The sequence below is a fragment of the Paenibacillus xylanexedens genome (assembly GCF_007676705.1).
Classification (GTDB): domain Bacteria; phylum Bacillota; class Bacilli; order Paenibacillales; family Paenibacillaceae; genus Paenibacillus; species Paenibacillus xylanexedens_C.
The window spans coordinates 659,417-678,480 of record NZ_VEBF01000001.1 but is presented as its reverse complement, the minus strand read 5'-3'; the positions used below and the strand labels follow the sequence as shown (position 1 = coordinate 678,480).

17 protein-coding genes are annotated in these 19,064 nt (G+C 47.2%); 11 read left to right on the top strand and 6 right to left on the bottom strand.

The window, feature by feature from the left end; translation table 11 throughout:
* Positions 1-31 precede the first annotated feature (31 nt).
* The gene (locus tag FS628_RS02905) at positions 32-2,122 is read right to left on the bottom strand and encodes an ABC transporter ATP-binding protein (protein ID WP_145318728.1); all 2,091 of its coding nucleotides are present in this window, start codon (positions 2,120-2,122) and stop codon (positions 32-34) included.
* A 12-nt stretch (positions 2,123-2,134) separates the two neighbouring features.
* A complete protein-coding gene (locus FS628_RS02900; protein ID WP_145318725.1) occupies positions 2,135-3,880 on the bottom strand; it encodes an ABC transporter ATP-binding protein in 1,746 nt (581 codons plus the stop codon).
* A gap of 481 nt (positions 3,881-4,361) precedes the next feature.
* Here FS628_RS02900 and FS628_RS02895 point away from each other — a divergent pair, with 481 nt between their 5' ends.
* Entirely contained in the window at positions 4,362-4,658 is a 297-nt protein-coding gene (locus tag FS628_RS02895) for a HesB/YadR/YfhF family protein (RefSeq protein ID WP_017689086.1), read from the top strand.
* 99 nt (positions 4,659-4,757) lie between these two features.
* Positions 4,758-5,207: an NUDIX domain-containing protein gene (locus tag FS628_RS02890; RefSeq protein WP_145318722.1), complete on the top strand. Its 450-nt coding sequence runs from the start codon at positions 4,758-4,760 to the stop codon at positions 5,205-5,207.
* A gap of 91 nt (positions 5,208-5,298) precedes the next feature.
* Here the strand turns inward: FS628_RS02890 and FS628_RS02885 are convergent, their stop codons facing one another.
* From FS628_RS02885 to FS628_RS02875, 3 genes are all read right to left on the bottom strand, one after another.
* A complete protein-coding gene (locus tag FS628_RS02885) occupies positions 5,299-5,811 on the bottom strand; it encodes an ADP-heptose synthase (protein ID WP_145318719.1) in 513 nt (170 codons plus the stop codon).
* A 193-nt stretch (positions 5,812-6,004) separates the two neighbouring features.
* On the bottom strand, positions 6,005-6,448 hold the full coding sequence (locus FS628_RS02880) for a DUF441 domain-containing protein (protein WP_017689083.1): 444 nt from the start codon (positions 6,446-6,448) through the stop codon (positions 6,005-6,007).
* Between the two features lie 5 nt (positions 6,449-6,453).
* Positions 6,454-7,452 carry a YpdA family putative bacillithiol disulfide reductase gene (locus tag FS628_RS02875; protein WP_145318716.1) on the bottom strand — a complete coding sequence of 333 codons (999 nt, stop codon included), beginning with the start codon at positions 7,450-7,452 and terminating at the stop codon, positions 6,454-6,456.
* Positions 7,453-7,630: 178 nt separating this feature from the next.
* On the opposite strand from FS628_RS02875, the gene FS628_RS02870 reads away from it, so the two are divergent.
* The 6 genes from FS628_RS02870 (at position 7,631) to FS628_RS31240 (ending at position 13,056) form a co-directional block, all read left to right on the top strand.
* The gene (locus tag FS628_RS02870) at positions 7,631-8,224 is read left to right on the top strand and encodes a metalloregulator ArsR/SmtB family transcription factor (RefSeq protein ID WP_145321353.1); all 594 of its coding nucleotides are present in this window, start codon (positions 7,631-7,633) and stop codon (positions 8,222-8,224) included.
* Positions 8,225-8,755: 531 nt separating this feature from the next.
* Positions 8,756-9,781, top strand: a complete 1,026-nt coding sequence (gene rsgA, locus FS628_RS02865; RefSeq protein WP_440131259.1) for a ribosome small subunit-dependent GTPase A — start codon at positions 8,756-8,758, stop codon at positions 9,779-9,781.
* Between the two features lie 56 nt (positions 9,782-9,837).
* Positions 9,838-10,176 (top strand): L,D-transpeptidase, encoded by a 339-nt coding sequence (locus FS628_RS02860; RefSeq protein ID WP_145318713.1) that lies wholly within the window; start codon positions 9,838-9,840, stop codon positions 10,174-10,176.
* A gap of 297 nt (positions 10,177-10,473) precedes the next feature.
* Positions 10,474-11,013, top strand: a complete 540-nt coding sequence (locus tag FS628_RS02855) for a GNAT family N-acetyltransferase (protein WP_145318710.1) — start codon at positions 10,474-10,476, stop codon at positions 11,011-11,013.
* Positions 11,014-11,181: 168 nt separating this feature from the next.
* On the top strand, positions 11,182-12,657 hold the full coding sequence (locus FS628_RS02850) for an aldehyde dehydrogenase family protein (protein ID WP_145318707.1): 1,476 nt from the start codon (positions 11,182-11,184) through the stop codon (positions 12,655-12,657).
* 246 nt (positions 12,658-12,903) lie between these two features.
* A complete protein-coding gene (locus tag FS628_RS31240; protein WP_186327703.1) occupies positions 12,904-13,056 on the top strand; it encodes a hypothetical protein in 153 nt (50 codons plus the stop codon).
* 119 nt (positions 13,057-13,175) lie between these two features.
* On the opposite strand, the gene FS628_RS32540 is transcribed toward FS628_RS31240, so the two are convergent.
* On the bottom strand, positions 13,176-13,415 hold the full coding sequence (locus FS628_RS32540) for a hypothetical protein (protein ID WP_074094612.1): 240 nt from the start codon (positions 13,413-13,415) through the stop codon (positions 13,176-13,178).
* 421 nt (positions 13,416-13,836) lie between these two features.
* Between FS628_RS32540 and FS628_RS02840 the strand changes: the two genes are divergently transcribed.
* The 3 genes from FS628_RS02840 to FS628_RS02830 are packed head-to-tail and all read left to right on the top strand — an operon-like array spanning position 13,837 to position 19,063.
* A complete protein-coding gene (locus FS628_RS02840; RefSeq protein WP_145318704.1) occupies positions 13,837-14,157 on the top strand; it encodes a hypothetical protein in 321 nt (106 codons plus the stop codon).
* Between the two features lie 54 nt (positions 14,158-14,211).
* Positions 14,212-18,216, top strand: a complete 4,005-nt coding sequence (essC, locus tag FS628_RS02835) for a type VII secretion protein EssC (protein WP_145318701.1) — start codon at positions 14,212-14,214, stop codon at positions 18,214-18,216.
* A 16-nt stretch (positions 18,217-18,232) separates the two neighbouring features.
* Entirely contained in the window at positions 18,233-19,063 is an 831-nt protein-coding gene (locus FS628_RS02830) for a hypothetical protein (protein ID WP_145318698.1), read from the top strand.
* The last annotated feature ends 1 nt before the right edge of the window (position 19,064 follow it).

Below are 19,064 nucleotides of genomic sequence, written 5' to 3'. Positions count from 1 at the left end.
TGGTTGTAAAAGAGGTTTCCGTTTTACTCAGTTATGCATTGCCTCCGGCAAAGGAGGTTGAGGTTGGAACGGAATCACCTGAAGGACTCTCGATAATTGCGCCGACTGCTGCTTGTGCACCTTGCTGAAGCTGATACATCTTAAAATAGCGACCTTTAAGCTCCATCAGTTCATCATGTGCACCCTGCTCAACAATACGCCCGCGATGCAGAACCAGAATCTGATCTGCCGATCGAATGGTGGACAGACGGTGAGCGATGATGAAGGTAGTACGTCCTTTTTTGAGGACTTCGAGTGCGTTCTGAATCAAAGCTTCTGTTTCCGTATCAATATTGGCTGTCGCTTCATCCAAAATGAGGATGGCGGGATCGAACGCCAGTGCCCGAGCAAAGGAGATCAATTGGCGTTGTCCAGCAGACAATGTACTTCCTTTTTCGATGACAGGTTCGTCAAAGCCTTGAGGGAGATGAGCCAGTATACGTTCAGCGCCTACATCACGCAGCGCCTGTTCAATTCGCTCACGGGAGATCTTCTCATCGCCGAGACTGACGTTGGAAGCAATGGTACCTGTGAACAGATACGGGTCTTGCAGTACAATCCCCATATGCTCCCGAATCCACTGCTTGGGCAGATCCTTGACGTTCTGACCGTCAATCGTAATCTTGCCTTTTTGCGGATCATAGAACCGGAATAGCAGATTGATGATCGAACTTTTACCCGAACCGGTATGACCGACCAGAGCGACCGTCTGACCTTGGGATGCTTTGAACGAGATATTATTGAGTACGAAATCCTTTTTATAAGCAAAGGATACATCGTCAAATACAACATTTCCCTTGTATCTTGGCATGGAGCCATCGGTTACAGGTTCTCCCTTTTCATCCATCAGCTCAAAGACACGCCCAGCGGATACGAGGGAGGAGTCCAGGTTGGCGAGCTGATTCACCATGCCGGTGATCGGCTGGAACAAGCGGCCCAGGACATCGACGAAGGCATATAGAACACCCAGTGAAATAATACTTGTGCCATCCAGCACGCTTGAACCGAAGTACCACAGGACAACCGCAAAAGCGATATTCCGTAATACGTTAACCAGGTTGTGTGAGGTGAAGGCATTCAGGTTCAGCATTTTGTTCTGGTGTTTCATATAGTCATCATTCAAATCTTCGAATTCCTGCTTGGTTTGTTTCTGATGGCGGAATACGCGGATAATGGACATCCCCTGAATGGACTCGTTAATGATCGCATTGATCTCACTCAGCCTTGACCGAATGATCGTGTTGTAGCGAGTAGCGAATTTGCGATAGAGTACAATCCACGCAATGAGCATCGGCACGACGAATAACGAGATCAGGCCAAGGCGAACATCAAGCAGGAAGAGTGCGACATACACACCTGTAATCGTGATGATTCCTGAGAAAAAGTTCGAAAGAACGGCAACGAACAGATCCTTGACGGCTTCTGTATCGTTTGTGACCCGAGATACAACTTTACCTGCGGGCAGATTATCAAAAAAATGCACCGGCAGTCGCTGAATATGGGCATACACATCGTTGCGCAGTCTTTGAATGACCTTGTTGGCCGAGGATTGCAGCCAGAATGTTTTACCAAACTCCATAATGACCGAGATCACGAGGAAGATCATGTAATACACAATTAATTGATAGATGCTGGGCATCTCCGGTTTGTAAAAAGCAAACAGTTCACCAGCGGACAGGGGTGCTGCCGCATATTGGCCTGTCACTTCGCCTGCACGTGTCACCGTGAGGGTTCCATCCGCATATGTGCGGTCCCCGTCCGGTGCGCTTACCGGTTCGTTTACAAAATAAAAGCTTCTACCTGCTTGTAGTACCCGCACTTCGGGACCTTTGTTTTCATCGGGTTCGAACAAGCCTTCGCGTTTGTAGTTCTTGCCGTTGTAGACTGCGGCTTCATCTGAAGCAGTCGTCTCATAGAAAGGCTGCTCAATCGCGAGCAAATGATTGTCGATCATGGATTTGGCAATGAACGGCCCCGCGAGTTCGGCTGCAACACCAATGGTAAGCATAATTAATGCAGCGATAAATGTTCCTTTGGCTTTCAAGGCGTAATCAAGCAGCCTCTTGCCTGTATTAGACTTCAATGAATTGACCTCCTACGTGGACAAATTGGACTCGACCTGTTGCCGTTCATACTGTTCACGGTACCAGCCGTTCATGGCTAACAGTTCCTGGTGAGTGCCTTCTTCCGTAATTTTCCCGTGCTCCAGTACGATGATTCGATCTGCGTGTTCGATAGCGGACAGGCGATGAGTCGAGATCAGTGTGGTTTTGCCCGAGCGTTTGTTGCGAATATTTTCAATGATTTTGGCTTCAGTACGTGCATCGACAGCAGATAAGGCATCATCGAGGATCAGAATATCAGGATTAGCAATAAAGGCACGCGCCAGTGATACCCGCTGTTTCTGTCCGCCGGACAGAGAGATTCCTTTTTCACCAACAAGTGTATCCAGTCCATCGGACAAAGTCCCCAGATCCCCGTCAAAAGCGGCGGTACGAATGGCTTCCATAATCACTTCATCACTGGCACCAGGTTTACCGAATTGAATGTTCTGACGAACTGATTTGGAGAACAGAACTTGTTCCTGTGGTACGTAACCGATCCAGCTGTGCAAGTCATCTTTGGCGATATCCTGAATCGGATGACCCGAGATGCTTAATTTACCCGATCCCGCAGGGTATTCGTGAAGCAACTGTTTGAGCAAAGTGGACTTGCCGCTACCCGTTCTACCTACGATACCCAATGTTTGACCACGTCGCAGCGAAAAGCTGATATGACTGAGATTGTCGACAGTGGAACTGGGATAACGGAAGGTAACATCCTGCATCGCAATTTCATCCGGATTCGTAACATGAGCAGGTTGATCAACATCTTGTACAGCAGGTTCTACGGATAAAGTCTCATTGACCCGGTCAAGTGAGGCGCTACCACGCTGCATCAGGTTAATCAATTCGCCGATAGCGAACATGGGCCAGATCATCATCCCCAGGTACATATTGAACGATACGAGATCCCCCAGGGTAATTTCATTATGAAATACAAGATATATGCCGTAGGCAAGTGCAATCACATAACTGAGCCCTACGAAGAGCCGGATGGTGGGTTCAAATAGGGCATCCATTCTGGCAACAGCCAGATTTTTGCGATACACATCTTCGGTCACGTCGGCGAACCGTTTCTCGTCCAGACGCTCCTGGACATAGGCACGCACGACACGGATACCGGCGATGGATTCCAGCACCTGGTCATTCATATCTCCGAAAGCATCTTGTGCCAGGGTGTAACGTTGATGTACAGCTTTACCATAGATCATCATGGCAATGGCGATAAAAGGTAGAGGCAGGATTGCTGCCAGGGTCAGTTTCCAGCTGACCAGAAAACCCATGGCGAACAATACGGTAGCCAGAAAGGCCGTAGAGTCTGTTAAGGTCAGCATGCCGAAGCCTGCTGTGGTGGCAATGGAACGAAGATCATTGGTGGCCCGAGCCATCAGATCACCGGTTCTGTTTTTCTCGAAAAAGGGAGGAGTCATTCGTAACAAGTGGTCCATGAAGCGTGAACGAAGTAGCCGCTCAACCAGATTGGCACCACCGAATAGTTTGTGCATCCAAACGTATGTAACCAGATAGATAATGATGACGGTTCCCAGAATAAGCAAAATGTAACGGGTGAGTGAGGCCCCTGTAATCGAACCACGCACGATCTCGTCGATGGCATTGCCAAGAAGACGGGGAGGCAGCAGTTCGGCAACGCCCACCAGAATAAGCAAAATGACGCCAGTAAGGTATCGTTTGCGTTCCAGCCGGAAGAACCAGGCCAGGTTTTTAAGTACAGAGAACAAATGTTATCCCTTCCTTTCAATGTCCGTGAAATACAGATTCCGTTCATGTATGCCGAAATATACCCACAAAAAAAGACATACCGCACGCAGGCGGTATGTCTTGATATAATCATACGCAGCATGGCTCCATGAGCAGAGCCGCCACCATATCGTTTCATTGTGAGTAAACATAACAGAGTTTCTCAATAAAGAGACTCCTGTGATGCCGACTTATGAACGGAATAATGATTTCGGGTGTGCTCCGGTATTTAATTGTGTGCTGAATTGACCAATCATATGTTTGTTAAACACCGTAATCACCCTTTCTTTTTTGGAAATAAATACAATGTAGACCTCGTATGTTTGCATCTTAACACCGGATTTTACAATCTGTCAAACATTTTTCACAACTTAATTTGTCTTTATGTGGTCACTCGGGTTTGTATTCAAGTCTTTGTAGAGATATGATGGAACATATATATACAGAAGGAGCTGACACCAAATGAGTACCATACATGTATCCGATCAAGCTGCTCGCTGGTACAAGGAAGAACTGAATTTGAACGAGGGAGACAGCATCCGATTTTTTGCTCGTTATAGCTCTGGCGGAGGTCTTCACCCTGGGTTTTCGCTGGGCATTGCTGTGGAGAAACCAAGACACCCTGCGGACCAAACTGAAGTGTCGGGTATCCAATTCTTTATGGAAGACCATGATTATTGGTATCTGAAGGGGCACCAACTGCATGTGGATATCGTTGATGAAGGTCAGGATATCGAGTATCGTTATACCGAAATCTAGGGTGATTTTGAGATATACCCTAATTCTTGAAGTATTCTGTAAGGCAATAGATGAGTCACAGGTCGCCACCGGCTTCCAAATAGGAGGAGGGGATAAGCATTGAATCTGCCAGCCCGAGATTTGGCCCAGTATATCGCAAAACGCTCTCATATTGTTGTAAAGGCGGCTGTGCGGGCTGAGAACGAACAAGGTGAATTGCTGCTGATTCAGCATGCTGAGCATGGTCATTGGCGGATGCCAAACGGTGAGATGCGCCCGGGTGAGGCCGTTGAGGATGCCGCACATCGGGAGCTATGGGAAGAAACAGGTTGGACAACCGATAACATGACACTCGAAGGGTTGTATTCAGGACCTGATCTTCGGTATCTGCATTCAAGCGGAGATGAAGAGTATTATGTTATTGCCCTGTTTCGGACCGTAATCATTCAGGATGACCTTGTGGAAACACGTGTAAATAGTGATGCAGGTCTGAAGTTCTTTGCTTTGGAGTCATTACCACCTCTGAATCAGATTAGCCGAATCCTGTTAGCCCGTGATATTGCAGAATAAATAAGCATGCGCAAAAATGACCTCGTCATCCACGATAAAGTGGGTGACGAGGTCATTTTTTTGAATCTGACTCACGTATTCAGTGCATTATTTATACCTGATCGAGAGGTTCATCATCCATCGCAAAATCAAAATCATCAATATCGAATACCTGTACGGGTGACTCCGATTCAAAAATACGTGCGATCAGTTCAACCTGATCAGTGAGAATCGGAATACTGAGGCGCTGAGATGTCAGGAGCAGTTCGGTCTCAATGGGATCGAAATATTCCCCGTACTGTGCCGTATCTATTGCATTGATAATGGCAATCGATACTTGATCACCAAATAGAATGGAGGGGCTTTTTGCCCATGGAACAAGCAACGCACGCTCTATTTTTTTCTTATTCAATGGTTCCTCGAAATAAGAAATCATTTCATTGATTTTGGATTTGACATGCTGGTCGTCTGCCGGGTTATCCATCATAGGATCAGGACTGGTCTGAAATTCATATAGCTCAAGGATGGTGGTATAAGGAACAATATATTCTACAGGCGCGGGCGGCGCGAGCAATTGACCGTAAATGGCCACCATCACGGCTTCTGTAATAAACTGACGTGACATGGTTCCTGAATCCTCCTGCGCCATTAATAGTTGCAAAGTGAATCTATACGTTTATGCAACAGCATAACCACAATATGGATGATTCTGCTGTAGACTCGTGTACATGATTTGCATGAATAGAAGTATATCACACAACGGTGGGAAATACAGCCAATCTGCAGAGCATGTCAGGTCACAACCATCATAACCTGCATCAGGATTTTCCCAGTAGCAACGATAATATTCCCGCCGCAATCAATGGCCCCACGGGCACACCTTTGAACAGGGCAACGCCAAGAACCGTTCCAATCAGGAGCCCCGCAACGATAGTTGGTTGTGTTCCCATCAGCGTAGCGCCTCGTCCACCGAGATAAGCCACTAGTAATCCTACACCAATGGCGAGCAGTGATTTCCAGTGCAGGAAAGACTCGCCGATGGTCTGCAGACTCATCTTGCCACTGGCAAGTGGTGCCATTACGCCAATAGTCAGAATGATGATACCCAGTGTGAGTCCGTATTTTTCAAGCCATGGAAAAGCCTGATTCAGGTTCAGGACCCGTAACAACAACAGAAATACCATCGCTACGGTCACAGGTGTGTTGCTGCTAATAATCCCAAGGGCCGCAAACACGAGCAACAGCAGGGAAGTCATGTCCATGGTTTTCATTTCCCTTCAGTCTGATCGCGTTGTTTGCTAACGATATGTTCCGCGATGTACCGTCCATGCCAGCGTCCGGATTCAATAAAGACTTCATTGGCATTACGCCCCGAAGCAATGACTCCACCTACATATACACCAGGTACGCTGCTTTCCATCGTTTGTGCGTCGTATAGAGGTTTATCCATATCATCAGACATCTCCACACCTACCGATGTGAGTAGTTGACGATCCGGACGGAAACCGGTCATTGCCAGTACAAAGTCATTCTCCAATTCACTAGTGGAGCCATCCGTGTGTATCAGACGAATGGAATCATCCAATATTTCATTCACGCGTGATTCCAGATGCAGTGTGATACGGCCTTTCGTCACCATGCTCTCAAATAGCGGACGTACCCATGGTTTAATATGCTGGGACAGACCACTGCCGCGATAAACCATATCGATATGCGCTCCGACACGAACCAGTTCCATGGCCGCATCCACGGCTGAGTTGCTCCCGCCAATAATGGCGACACGCGTACGAGTATAAGGGTGGGCTTCCCGGAAGTAGTGGGTTACTTTATCTTTGTCTTCCCCGGGAATGCCCAGATAGTTAGGATGGTCAAAATAACCGGTAGCAACAACGACATTGCGTCCAACATGTACGATGGCCTCCCCGCGTCGATTGAGCGTATGTACCTCAAACGTGCCATCATCCTTGCGTTTGATCTCACGGGCTTCCTCATAGTTATGAACACGCAGGCCAAAATGTTCGGCTACCCTGCGATAATAGGCGAGTGCTTCATAACGAAACGGTTTATCATTTGGTGTGCTGAACGGAACGTTTCCGATCTCAAGCAGCTCGGCTGTGCTGAAAAACTGCATATGGGTTGGATACAGATAAATAGATTGGACGATATTGTATTTCTCAACAATCACAGCGGACAGTCCCAACCGCTCGCATTCAATGGCAGCAGACAGACCGCATGGGCCTCCGCCGATAATAATGACATCTTCCATGTTCTTAATCCTCCTTATTTCAAGCAATATAATCCTACCGTAAAAAACGGGCCAATGCCAGTTCAAGCGTGAGTTTAACTCAGGCAGACAGACTTGACCTCATAGGAGTTGACTTAAAAAGAAGAATAGACTAATATCGAATTAGATATTCATCTAAATGAAAGCGAGATGAACGATGATGCAGCTGGAGAAAATAGTGGCTTATCATAAAGCGTTGGCTGACCCAACCCGGCTTCGCATGCTGCTGCTGTTGGCACAGGGTGAACTGCACGGGCAGGCACTTGCCGAGCGGCTCAATCTGTCACAGCCAACCGTTACACATCATGCATCCAAGCTTAGAGAAGCAGCGCTGATCAAGGAGAGACGGGAGAAGAATACCGTGTATTTCACACTCAATCCTTCGTTTATTCACGAAAATGCACAGGCTTCGGTTGATTTTATCTTTAAGCGAGAGGAGGTAACGGATATGAGTGATGTGAACGAAACGTTGAAAGCTTCGGTCATGAGGAATTTTTTCTCCAAAGATGGACGATTGCGTCAGATTCCGGCTCAATACAAGAAAAAACTGATAGTACTCGGTCATCTGGTCGAGCAGCTTGAATTCGGTCGCAAGTACACGGAGAAAGAGATTAATACATTTATACAGCAGTATCATGAGGATTTTGCGACCATTCGGCGGGAGTTCATCATGCATCAGTTCATGTACCGGGAAGAAGAGATCTATGAACTGAATCCGAAGGAAATGTGGACGCGCTGGGATCAGGTCAAATAGATTAAGACTGGTACAATTTATTTGGGCTTGACAACAACAAAGTACACTGTGTAACATAATGGATAATTCTACAAGGGAGGCGATTGTTTATGACAAACTTAAATGCTGTATACGTTAATTTGAATATGAACAGCGTCTCCGGAACGGATCAAAGCATGTAATTTTACGTTAGGTGGATAGTAATATCCAATGGTAACGTAAAATATCGCATGCTCAGATGAAGCCACGGGTGACGAACCCGTGGCTTTTTTGTCTGCAATAAAGGGTGTTCCTTGAATTGAATGTAGCGGATGATCAATGCTCTATCCGTTATATCGATAACAAGGGCAGTCTTTCATTCGGATAACTACGTATTGCCACGGGTGTGTTTATACTCGTGGTTTTTTTGTTTTGATCTGGAACCGGAGACCAATGTTCAATCGGCTTGAACGAAGTAAACAACTTATTTTGGGAGGAATTTTTATTTTAGATAACCATATTGAGAAGTACGGCTGGTCTGCAAAGTGGCAGGAGCTATGGCAAGAGACAGGGATGAAAGATCAGGAGAGCAAACCAGCCAGAATTATCGCAGACCATGGACATCTGCAACGTTTGATCACAGAAGAGGGCGAGTGCTGGGGAAGAATTTCGGGCCGAATGCGTCATGATAGTCTGGAGACCAGCTTGGTGCCAGCAGTTGGAGATTGGGTGGCGATTACGGGCCAGTCAGGCGAAGAAGCAATTATTCACAATCTGGTGCCACGCCAGAGCCGGGTGTCAAGACAGGCCGCAGGTCCGGTGACCAAGGAACAATTAATCGCCGCAAACGTTGATACATTGCTGATTGTTGCTGCACTTAATCATGACTTCAATCTTCGACGGCTCGAAAGATATGTGATGATGGCTTGGAATGGTGGCGTAAGACCGGTCATTGTTCTGAGCAAAAGTGATCTGTGCCCGAATGTGGAAGAGCAGATCCGAAGTGTAGAGGGAATTGCTCCAGGCGTCGAAGTGCTGGCGATATCCGCTGTGGAGGACCAAGGTAAGTCTCTACTTGAAAGATATCTACAGCCAGGGTTGACTGTTGCACTGACAGGTTCTTCTGGTAGCGGTAAGTCTACGCTTGTGAACTGGATGATGGGCGAGGATGTACAACTTACCCAATCCGTCCGTGAGGGAGACAGCCGTGGAAGACATACCACAACTCATCGAGAGATGTTTGTGCTTCCACAGGGAGCGGTATTGATCGATACTCCGGGAATGCGTGAGCTTAATCTCTGGGATGAAGGCAATGATGGACTTTCGCATGCGTTTGGAGAAATTGAAGAGCTCGCGGCTACGTGCAGATTTCTGGATTGCAGTCATACACGGGAAGCTGGATGTGCAGTGAAGGAAGCCATAGAGGATGGCTCATTGGATGAAAAACGGCTGAGCAATTATCTGAAAATGCAGAAGGAATTGCAATATCAACAACGTAAAGAAGAGGTAGCAACAAGAAGGCGAACAGCTTCCAGCAAACCGGCCAGTAGTCGCAAACCCAAACACTCCCGTAGTGTGAAAGAGTGGGAAGAAGTCTGAAATCAGGCGGGCATCATCCGGTATCTTGCATAAGATAGGTCAGGAGGGATGTCATTATGCCAGATTACAGGATCATTGTGGATCTATCCGACCACATGTTATATCTTCTGGATGGTAACCAGGTGATTAAGGGCTATCCAGTGGCAACCGGCAAGATGCTCACGCAGACTCCTAGCGGGGAGTTCACTATTATTAACAAACAATCCAATCCAGGAGGGCCATTTGGCGTGTTGTGGATGGGACTGTCTGCACCCCATTATGGCATACACGGAACCAATGAGCCTTGGTCCATTGGCAAATCCGTCTCCAATGGTTGTATACGCATGTACAACTCGGACGTATTGGATCTGTCTTCCAAGGTTTCTGTAGGCACGAGAGTAACGATCCGGCCGTAGGGCCGGATTTTACTTTATAAGTGCGTGTTCAAAAAGATTGGTTTTCAGTACCGAGAAGATGGGATGAAGCTAGAAATGGAGTAGCAGAGCGTAGGGAAAACTACGTGAGCAACGGACATTTCGGCTGAATTCCATATTCGATGCTGATGATGCCGTTAGGCATCCTTCGTAATCAAAAGCGGGCTTTTTGAACAACCTCTATAAGAGGAACTGAAGTGGATGAGTTTGGAATTATCGAAAGAAGAACATATAATATGGTAAAGCTACGGCAGTTACGAGAGAAAGCGAGTGATAGCCATGCAGATCAGGCAGGCGCGTGAAGGGGATGCACAGGGAATAGCCCATGTACATACAGAGAGTTGGAAAACAACGTATCGCGGAATTGTGCCCGACGATTTTTTGGATCATTTGACTATAGAATCAAGATTGTCCCAGTGGGAAAAGACGATTCGCTCTGACGAAAAGGATCAGATCCTGGTAGTAGCTGAACAGCATGATGGGAACATTGTCGGATTTGCCTGTGGGGGTAGGGAGCGTGAAGGCAAATTAGCTTATGATGGAGAGTTGTACGCCATATATTTGCTGAAGGAAATGCAACAAACGGGGATAGGTCAACAACTGGCTACACATGTTGTTAATCATCTGCGAACCCATAATATGAAAAGGTTGATCATATGGGCTTTGGAGCGTAATTCAGCGTGCCGTTTCTATGAAAAGATGGGAGGCTCTCCAGTCCATACACAGTCCATCCGCATCGGGGGTCAAGATTTGATTGAAGTTGGCTACGGATGGGAAGACTTGAGCCTCTTTGGAGAGAAGAGCTTGCCTGAAAGATGAAAGGCATGCAGGGAGCGAAGAAATTGGTGCATTGTATTGTTTCCTTAAGCTCAAGGAATGGAAGAGTTAATTCAAGTCTGCACGTTTGCGTAATTCTGAACAAGGTTAATGATGTATTACACTGTTTTGCAGGTGTGACATTCAATCTTGATCAGGAGGCGTATTCAGATGACTTTAATGGAAACCGAACATACAACATGGACGAAACAATATATTAATGGCCAATGGGTAGATGGCTCCGGCGAGAAAACAATGGAGAATATCAACCCTTATACGGGAGAAGTTATTGCCACATGGCGCTCTTCCAATAAGAAAGACATAGATAACGCTTATGAATCAGCTCAGGAAAATTCGATTGAATGGGCAAAGTCTCTACCTGCTGTGAAGGAAGAGGTACTGCGTAAAGTTTCATCCCTGATGGCAGAGCGGAAAGACGAGATCGTTCAACTGCTGATCACGGAATCCGGGAGTACCCGAATCAAATCGGAGGCGGAGTTCGCAGCGGCTAAACGCATTGTGGACGAAGCAGCCTCATTTCCTTATCGGATGAAGGGGGAGATTATCCCTTCCAACACCCCTGGTAAAGAGAACCGTGTGGTTCGTGAGCCAAAGGGAGTGATTGGTGTCATCGGACCATGGAATTTCCCTTTGCATCTATGCATGCGATCCGTAGCTCCGGCAATAGCCCTTGGTAATGGTGTGGTTATTAAACCGGCATCGGACACTCCGATTACGGCAGGCTGGCTCATCGCCGATTTGTTTGAACAAGCGGGACTGCCTGAGGGCGTGCTGAATGTGGTTGCTGGAAGTGGCAGCGAGATTGGGGATTACTTTGTCGCTCATCCGGTTCCTAAAGTGATCTCATTTACGGGTTCTACGGAAGTCGGACAGGGAATTGGCAAATTGGCTGGTGAACATTTAAAAGAAACGGCACTGGAACTGGGCGGTAACAATGCCATGGTTGTGCTGGAAGATGCCGACATTGAACGTGCTGCCGAAGCAGCGGTCTTTGGCAAGTTTCTGCATCAGGGACAGATCTGTATGGCTCTGAATCGCATGATTGTACATGCCGATATTTACGACAAGTTCGTTGAATCATTTGTTGCCAAAACGAAGAATATCCAGTCAGGTGATCCATCGGATGCCAAAACACTGGTTGGTCCTCTCATTCGGGAACAAGAGGTAGAGCGATTACTGGAGCTTGTGAACAAAACCAAAGCTGAAGGAGCACAGTTATTGCTCGGAGGGACCAGCAAAGGCAGTGTGTTATCACCGACTGTACTTGCGGATGTCAAACCTGAACAAGATATTGTGCAGCAGGAATTGTTTGGTCCAGTGGCTGTGATCATGAAGGCAAGTGATGAGCAGGAAGCTGTGCGTCTGGCGAATGATACCCCGTATGGACTCAGTGGTTCGGTATTCACCAAAGACCTCAATCGAGGATATCAGGTCGCCCAGCATATCGAGTCCGGCATGGTGCATGTGAATGATCAGTCCGTGAACGATGAAGCGCATGTGATGTTTGGCGGTGAGAAAGCTTCGGGAATTGGACGCTTCGGCGGAGATTGGGCGATTGAGAAGTTCACACGTACTCGCTGGATCAGCATTCAGCACCAATATCGAGACTATCCGGGAGTAGATTAAGTCGAAAAAAGTTGAATTAGCAGGGTCAATTGTGGAGGGTTAGAACGGGTCACCTAAAGATCGACAAATCATGCGAAATTCCGTCTCCAGCTTGAAGGGACAGGCTGTTTGCACGATTTTACACCTCAGAAAAATACTGCTTAGCCTAAGGGCGAAAAAGCTGTTTGGGGCTGTCTTTATCTGGTTATTTATGGATACACGGAAGAACCGATCCGTAAATCCAATGGAAAAGGGGCCCAGAAATTCATGTCCATTGACCGCTTTATTCTGAGGAAGCTGGATACCTGTCAGGAAGAACATACACGTGCCAATTTGGTTCGGCTGTTTGTCATTCGTATTCGTAAAGCCGAGATTGCGGAAGAACATGATGCCACCTATGTCCTAAGCAAACTACATTAAATGATGACCAATATGGATCCCAATCTGCGGTTAACGTGTATACACAAAAAAGGAAGCTTGTCTTTAGCGACAGCTTCCTTTTTCATGTCTTATAATGAACGTAACTTGATGAACTCCTTTTAATATAACGATAAAGCAAGGGAGTCATTTTCACTTCGACTGTGGAGAATAGCTTCTCCGTTAACAATCTCAATACTAATCAAAGAATGCAGACATTTTTGAATGGCGCGTTTACCGTTGCTAATTTTATGCTCAAGAGCACTGCTAAGCAATCTTAATGTCTTCTGCATAGGTTGTTTGTTTTCTTGATTAAAATATACAGGGATTGATTTGTTTTGAAAGGTTATTAGGGTTCTCACTTGAAATCACCTCACGGGAGTTATTTCATACAGGTAATATTAAATTCCAATGCTTAAAATTACCTTAAAATCAGCTTATGAAAACATAAAGGTGAGTAATGTTTGAAAAGTGTTCACAATTAGATTGTGGGCGAAGTAATAAAAGTCCTGAAAAACTGAAGTTATTTCCCATTTAAATGGAACAAAAACAAAAAGTTTCGCATCCTCGCAATATTTAAATGCATAACTGCCACAAAAGTTCTGAGTCGAATGTACGATATTTTAATATATACGTGGGTCATATGTAACAAAATTACAGGAGGTACATTGCAAACAGGGTGTTTATGTAAGAAAATAGGGTTGGTATAACGATTCATTCTCTTTTTTTTGATTTAATCTGACATTAGGACAATTTACATATGAGACCATGGGAGGGATTCGAATGATTCTTACCGTGTATTCCGGCCGCGAGGAAGGCGAATGGTTCGATATCGAGGTTCCGGACGAGTGTACCATTGAACATTTGAAGACATTACTCGGCGTTCGTATTTTCGGACAGGCACCGGGAGACGGCATTCAGTACATCCTTGAAGCAAAGTTCCCGGAAGGTCTGTGGTTCTCTCCACAGAACGCGCAGCAGTTAATGGAAACCGGGTTGCGGCAAGGCAGTTGCGTACGTGTCCAGCGGGCATTTTCAACGACTTCAGAAGAAGCGCCTGTATATGGAAGACGTTCATTGTTTCAGCAGGACAGCAACAAATAGGGCTTTTGAACGTATACATTCATTATTGAACGAACTAAAGGAGGTCTTCTCTTCGTGAATGTGTTATATCAGCGTTCTCCAAGAATGACACCGGTTCTCAAGGAAGAAGGACTTGAAATACTCAGGCCTCCAACAGAACCGAGCAAACCCACGTTTTCCATGATATCCATTATTGTGCCGATCATGATGACCATGGTCAGCATTGGTTTCTACGTATATATCAACATGACCGGCAAAATGGGCAACAGCAATTATATGATGTTTCAGATGATGACGGTCATGATGATGCTTACTTCTTACACCATTCCATTCTTCGTGTATCTGAGCAACAAGAAATCGTATCGCAAAAAATTGGAAGAACGCAAAGTCATGTATCTTGCTCAACTGGACAAACACCGCGAAGAACTGAAGGAAGCGCAGGCGGAGCAAGTGAAGAGTCTGTACGAGATTCACGGTGATCCGGGTGTGTGTCTTCAAGTGGTGAAGAATCGGAACAGTTCCTTGTGGGAACGTTCACCGGAGGACGATGATTTCCTTCAAGTGCGTATCGGTACGGGAGAGATTCCATTCCGAATCAAGCTTCAGGTTCCACGGATTGATGGCTACGAAAAGGATGAGCTCATCGAGGCTGCCCATGAACTTGCGGCCGAATTCCAGACGGTACCGGATGCTTCCATCACATTGCCACTGTTTCAATCGAAAGTTATGGGGCTGGTCGGTGATCGGGATGAGGTTCTCGCTTCCCTGCGAGTCATCATCTCACAACTGACGGTACGGCATTCACCGGATGAACTCAAGCTTGCTGCATTCTATGAAGAGAAAGACAACAAGGAATGGGATTGGCTTCGCTGGATGCCTCATATCTGGGATGAAGACCAGGGACAACGCTATATGGCCGACAGGCACAGCGGTGCGCATCAATTGGCGGACAGCTTGTTTTCCGTGTTGAACCGGCGCCGTAACAATAAGGAAGACCGTTACAAGAAAAGCGTGCAAACGCCGTGTTACGTTGTGATTCTCTCCGATACACAATTGATTGAAGAAGAACCGCTACTTCCGCTACTATTGGAGTCGGCTCAGGAGATCGATGTATGCACCATTATACTGGCTAATCGCAAGGAGTCTCTTCCAATGCACTGTCAATTGATTATGGAAGCCTCCAAGGGCAAAGGTGTGTATATCAAAAAAACCGAAGATGCGGATGTTATTCAGCAAACGTACAAGCCTGATGTAATCTCGAAGGAGATGGCAGAGGCACTTTCCCGATATATGTCACCGATTCGTTTGAAGCGTTCATCTGCTTCGGATATCCCGCAACTGCTCCCGTTATTCGATATGCTGAGCACATCACGTGTGGAGGATCTGGATGTGGTGTCCAGGTGGGGACAGACGAGATATCCTGACACACTTCCCGTACCTATGGGCGTAAGAGCTGGTGGCAAAAAAATTGCTCTTAACCTGCATGATAAAATCGAACGTCAGGGTCATGGCCCCCATGGTCTGATTGCGGGTACAACCGGTTCAGGTAAAAGTGAGGTCATTCAGTCCATCGTAGCCTCACTGGCTGCTGAATTTCATCCACATGATCTGGCGTTCATGTTGATTGACTACAAAGGTGGCGGGATGTCCAATACATTTGTTGATCTGCCACATGTAGTGGGTACGATCACCAATCTGGATGGAAATCTGATTGAGCGGGCGAATATTTCCCTTCGTGCCGAACTGGTCAGAAGGCAAAAAATATTAAATGATGCGGGAAACCTCCAGCACATTGATGAATATTACAAGATTCTGCGTTCCAGACATGAGCAACCACTTCCGCATCTGGTCATTATCATTGATGAGTTTGCTCAATTGAAGCGGGACCAGCCGGAGTTCATGGATGAATTGATCAGTATAGCGGCCATTGGACGGACACTTGGGGTCCATCTAATCCTGGCAACCCAAAAGCCAGCTGGCGTTGTGGATGATAAAATATGGAGTAATTCTCGCTTCCGGATCTGCCTACGCGTACAGAGTGAGGGAGACAGCAGGGACATGATCAAGATCCCAAATGCTGCCTGGATTACGAAGCCGGGGCGTGGATATTTTCAGGTCGGTAGTGATGAAGTATTTGAAGAGATGCAATTCGCCTGGAGTGGTGCGCCGTATAACCAGCAGGAGGACGCAACGACTGTATTGCCTGTTATGGAAGTGCGCCTGAACGGTAAGCGGGAACCCCTGCTAACCGGAGAGCGGAGAGCCGTTCTTAAAGGGGAAGATGTTCCGAAACAGCTCCAGGTCTTTATTGACTATGTAGCGAAGGCTGCAGCAGATGCAGGTATCCGTCGTTTGCCAGGACCGTGGTTGCCACCTTTACCAGAGACACTGGAATGGGAAGGTCTTCAGGACTGGCAGGAAGAAGAGAATCGCGATGTGCTACTTGATGGCGGCGCGAGTGGTCTCAAACCACTGGTTGGATTGCTGGATGACCTTCCTAATCAACGCCAGCAGCCGCTTGCATTGCCTGTGGATCAAGGCCATCTGGTCGTGTACGGCATGCCGGGACTCGGAAAAACAACATTTGTTCAGACCTTGTTGATGTCCTTGGCACGTTCCCACAGAACTGAACCTTGGCATGGTTACATTATCGATATGGGACGCATGATGAAGGATTTTGCAGCACTTCCTCAGATCGGTGGCGTGATGATGGCTGAGGAGGAAGACCGGATCAAACGGTTATTCCGCTATATTCTCAAGCTGTTAGCACAACGCAAAGATATCATCTCGGAGGCGGGCGTTAAAACGATTTCGGCCTACCGTCGGACAGCTCATGCGGCCGTCCCGCAGATTGTGGTGGTTATCGACGGTTATCTTTCATTCCGTAATGCCTACCCGGAAGAAAATGAACTTCTGGAGACGATCCTGCGTGAAGGCGGCAGTCTAGGCATCACATTTGTGCTAACTGCCAATCGTGTAACGGATGTATTTGAGAAATTCAGAAGCAATATTCCTAATGCAGTTTCATTTGAATTATCCGATCCAAGTGATTATTATTATGCCGTGGGAAGGCCCTCCAAGGCACCAAACCAACTTCCGCCAGGTAGAGGTCTGGTTAAAGGGCAGGTGCCACCGTTGATGTTCCAGGCGGCATTACCTTCTTCTGGAGCAGATGAGGGCAAGCGTTCCTCCGCACTGCGCCGGACGATCGCTGAGATTCGCCAAGGCTGGACAGGGGAAGAAGCACCACAGATTGCTCCCCTTCCGGAAGAGATCAGACTCAAGGATCTACTCATTCGGACAGGAACATATGGTCAGGCTTGGGATACTTCGTCTGTAACTGTACCTGTAGGGCTGCTTACGGACGATCTGGAACCGTTCCAGCTTAATCTTCGTGAAGGCCCGCATTTCATGGTAACGAGTCCGATGGAAGGCGGCAAAACGACATTTTTGTTAACCTGGATGTTATCACTGGCTTATCATGCTTCTCCGGAAGATGTGCAAATATACACGGTAGATATGCGTTATGGTGCAGGTGGGCTGGGAGAAATCAGCAGTTTGCCCCATGTCCGTGGACACGTATCGCGAGAAGAACAGCTTGCACCTGTGATTCAACAGTTGTACGATGAAGTTCTGAAAAGAGGCGAGATTTCCGGTGGACCGGAACTTGTGCTCGTCATCGATGATGCGGACACCTTGTCCAAGCAGCTAAACGATTTTAATGTAAAAGATCAATTGGGAGCGATTGTTCGTCAAGGAAGGGATCGCGGTGTTCATGTTATTCTCTCAGGGGTACCCGCAGACTTCCCGACCTTTGGTTCTGACTGGGTAACGGATGTGAAGGCTTCCCAGAGCGGAATGCTATTCGGGACTTTAGACCCTAACGATCTCTCGTTCTTCCGTATACCTTATTCCGAATCCGGAGGTAGTTCAGCTGGGCTGAAGGTACTGCCTCCAGGTCAAGGTTATTATGTAAAACGTAAATATTCCAGGGTTAAAGGTGCAGTTCCATGTGATGACAGCTGGAAAATGACCGATTGGATTTCTGAAATTCGTGACCGATGGCATGTTGTAGTTTGAGGGGAGGTGGCTCATAATGTTGACGGTTCATGATTCTAAGCAAAAGGTAGTCACGTTGCAAACAAAAGAACTTTTTTTCCTGGCCGGTATTCTCGGTTCAGACCGACTGCTTGGTGTGGAAGATCCGTTTCGCGGCTATATGGCGGAGGATATCGCGATGGAGTGGGAGCGTGTCAAGACCTCCCTGCTTGACAAAGGATATCTGATTCAGGATCAGGAGACGGATGAGCTGATCATGACACCGACCGTTTTCTCCAGAGTAGCCATTGCCGGACTGTCCGACAGAGCTTGCTGGATTCGCTACACGATCAACGGCAAGTCATACGAGAGTTATATCCATTGCACGGATGAGCGGGTCGTTGAAGTTTCCCGTGTTGCCGATGTACCGGACTCGTTCCGGCTAAGCGATCTGGGGAGTGTTCGTGAGGCCATTGATGTCCTGATTGAGCGGATGAAATGGAGCGGCCATTCTCCTGCGGGGAAACCGGCATTAATGTGCTCCAAGAAAAAGTTTTATGACGTTATGAATGAACTGGAAAACAGCAAGGTACAGACCGTAGCAGATGAACTCGCACAGGAGACAAGTGATCCTGAGGGGTCACTTGCGCTGGCACGCTGTCTGGTGGGTAAGGAGTCAGATGGGGAGCTTCGGTTGCTTGTATGGAATGAAGACGGGTGGAAGTCGCAGTCGGCAGCATTTGCTGCAAGTGCGGTCTCCAACTGGTTGTTCCGGATGAGCACCGCCGCTTCAGATGATTGGCTTGTTGCAGCACTGACGACTAGAGAACAGTTTCACGAGATGCTGCTGGACTGGCTTAAACAGCCTGCAGGGGAAGAGGAAAGGTGAT

What these genes read in the sequence shown, in the direction of transcription:
- FS628_RS02895 (WP_017689086.1), top strand. Translation starts at nt 4,362, where the DNA reads ATGAGTACCATACATGTATCCGATCAAGCTGCTCGCTGGTACAAGGAA.
- FS628_RS02885 (WP_145318719.1), bottom strand. Translation starts at nt 5,811, where the DNA reads ATGTCACGTCAGTTTATTACAGAAGCCGTGATGGTGGCCATTTACGGT.
- FS628_RS02880 (WP_017689083.1), bottom strand. Translation starts at nt 6,448, where the DNA reads ATGGACATGACTTCCCTGCTGTTGCTCGTGTTTGCGGCCCTTGGGATT.
- FS628_RS02875 (WP_145318716.1), bottom strand. Translation starts at nt 7,452, where the DNA reads ATGGAAGATGTCATTATTATCGGCGGAGGCCCATGCGGTCTGTCTGCT.
- FS628_RS02870 (WP_145321353.1), top strand. Translation starts at nt 7,631, where the DNA reads ATGCAGCTGGAGAAAATAGTGGCTTATCATAAAGCGTTGGCTGACCCA.
- rsgA (WP_440131259.1), top strand. Translation starts at nt 8,756, where the DNA reads ATGAAAGATCAGGAGAGCAAACCAGCCAGAATTATCGCAGACCATGGA.
- FS628_RS02860 (WP_145318713.1), top strand. Translation starts at nt 9,838, where the DNA reads ATGCCAGATTACAGGATCATTGTGGATCTATCCGACCACATGTTATAT.
- FS628_RS02855 (WP_145318710.1), top strand. Translation starts at nt 10,474, where the DNA reads ATGCAGATCAGGCAGGCGCGTGAAGGGGATGCACAGGGAATAGCCCAT.
- FS628_RS02850 (WP_145318707.1), top strand. Translation starts at nt 11,182, where the DNA reads ATGACTTTAATGGAAACCGAACATACAACATGGACGAAACAATATATT.
- FS628_RS31240 (WP_186327703.1), top strand. Translation starts at nt 12,904, where the DNA reads ATGTCCATTGACCGCTTTATTCTGAGGAAGCTGGATACCTGTCAGGAA.
- FS628_RS02840 (WP_145318704.1), top strand. Translation starts at nt 13,837, where the DNA reads ATGATTCTTACCGTGTATTCCGGCCGCGAGGAAGGCGAATGGTTCGAT.
- FS628_RS02830 (WP_145318698.1), top strand. Translation starts at nt 18,233, where the DNA reads ATGTTGACGGTTCATGATTCTAAGCAAAAGGTAGTCACGTTGCAAACA.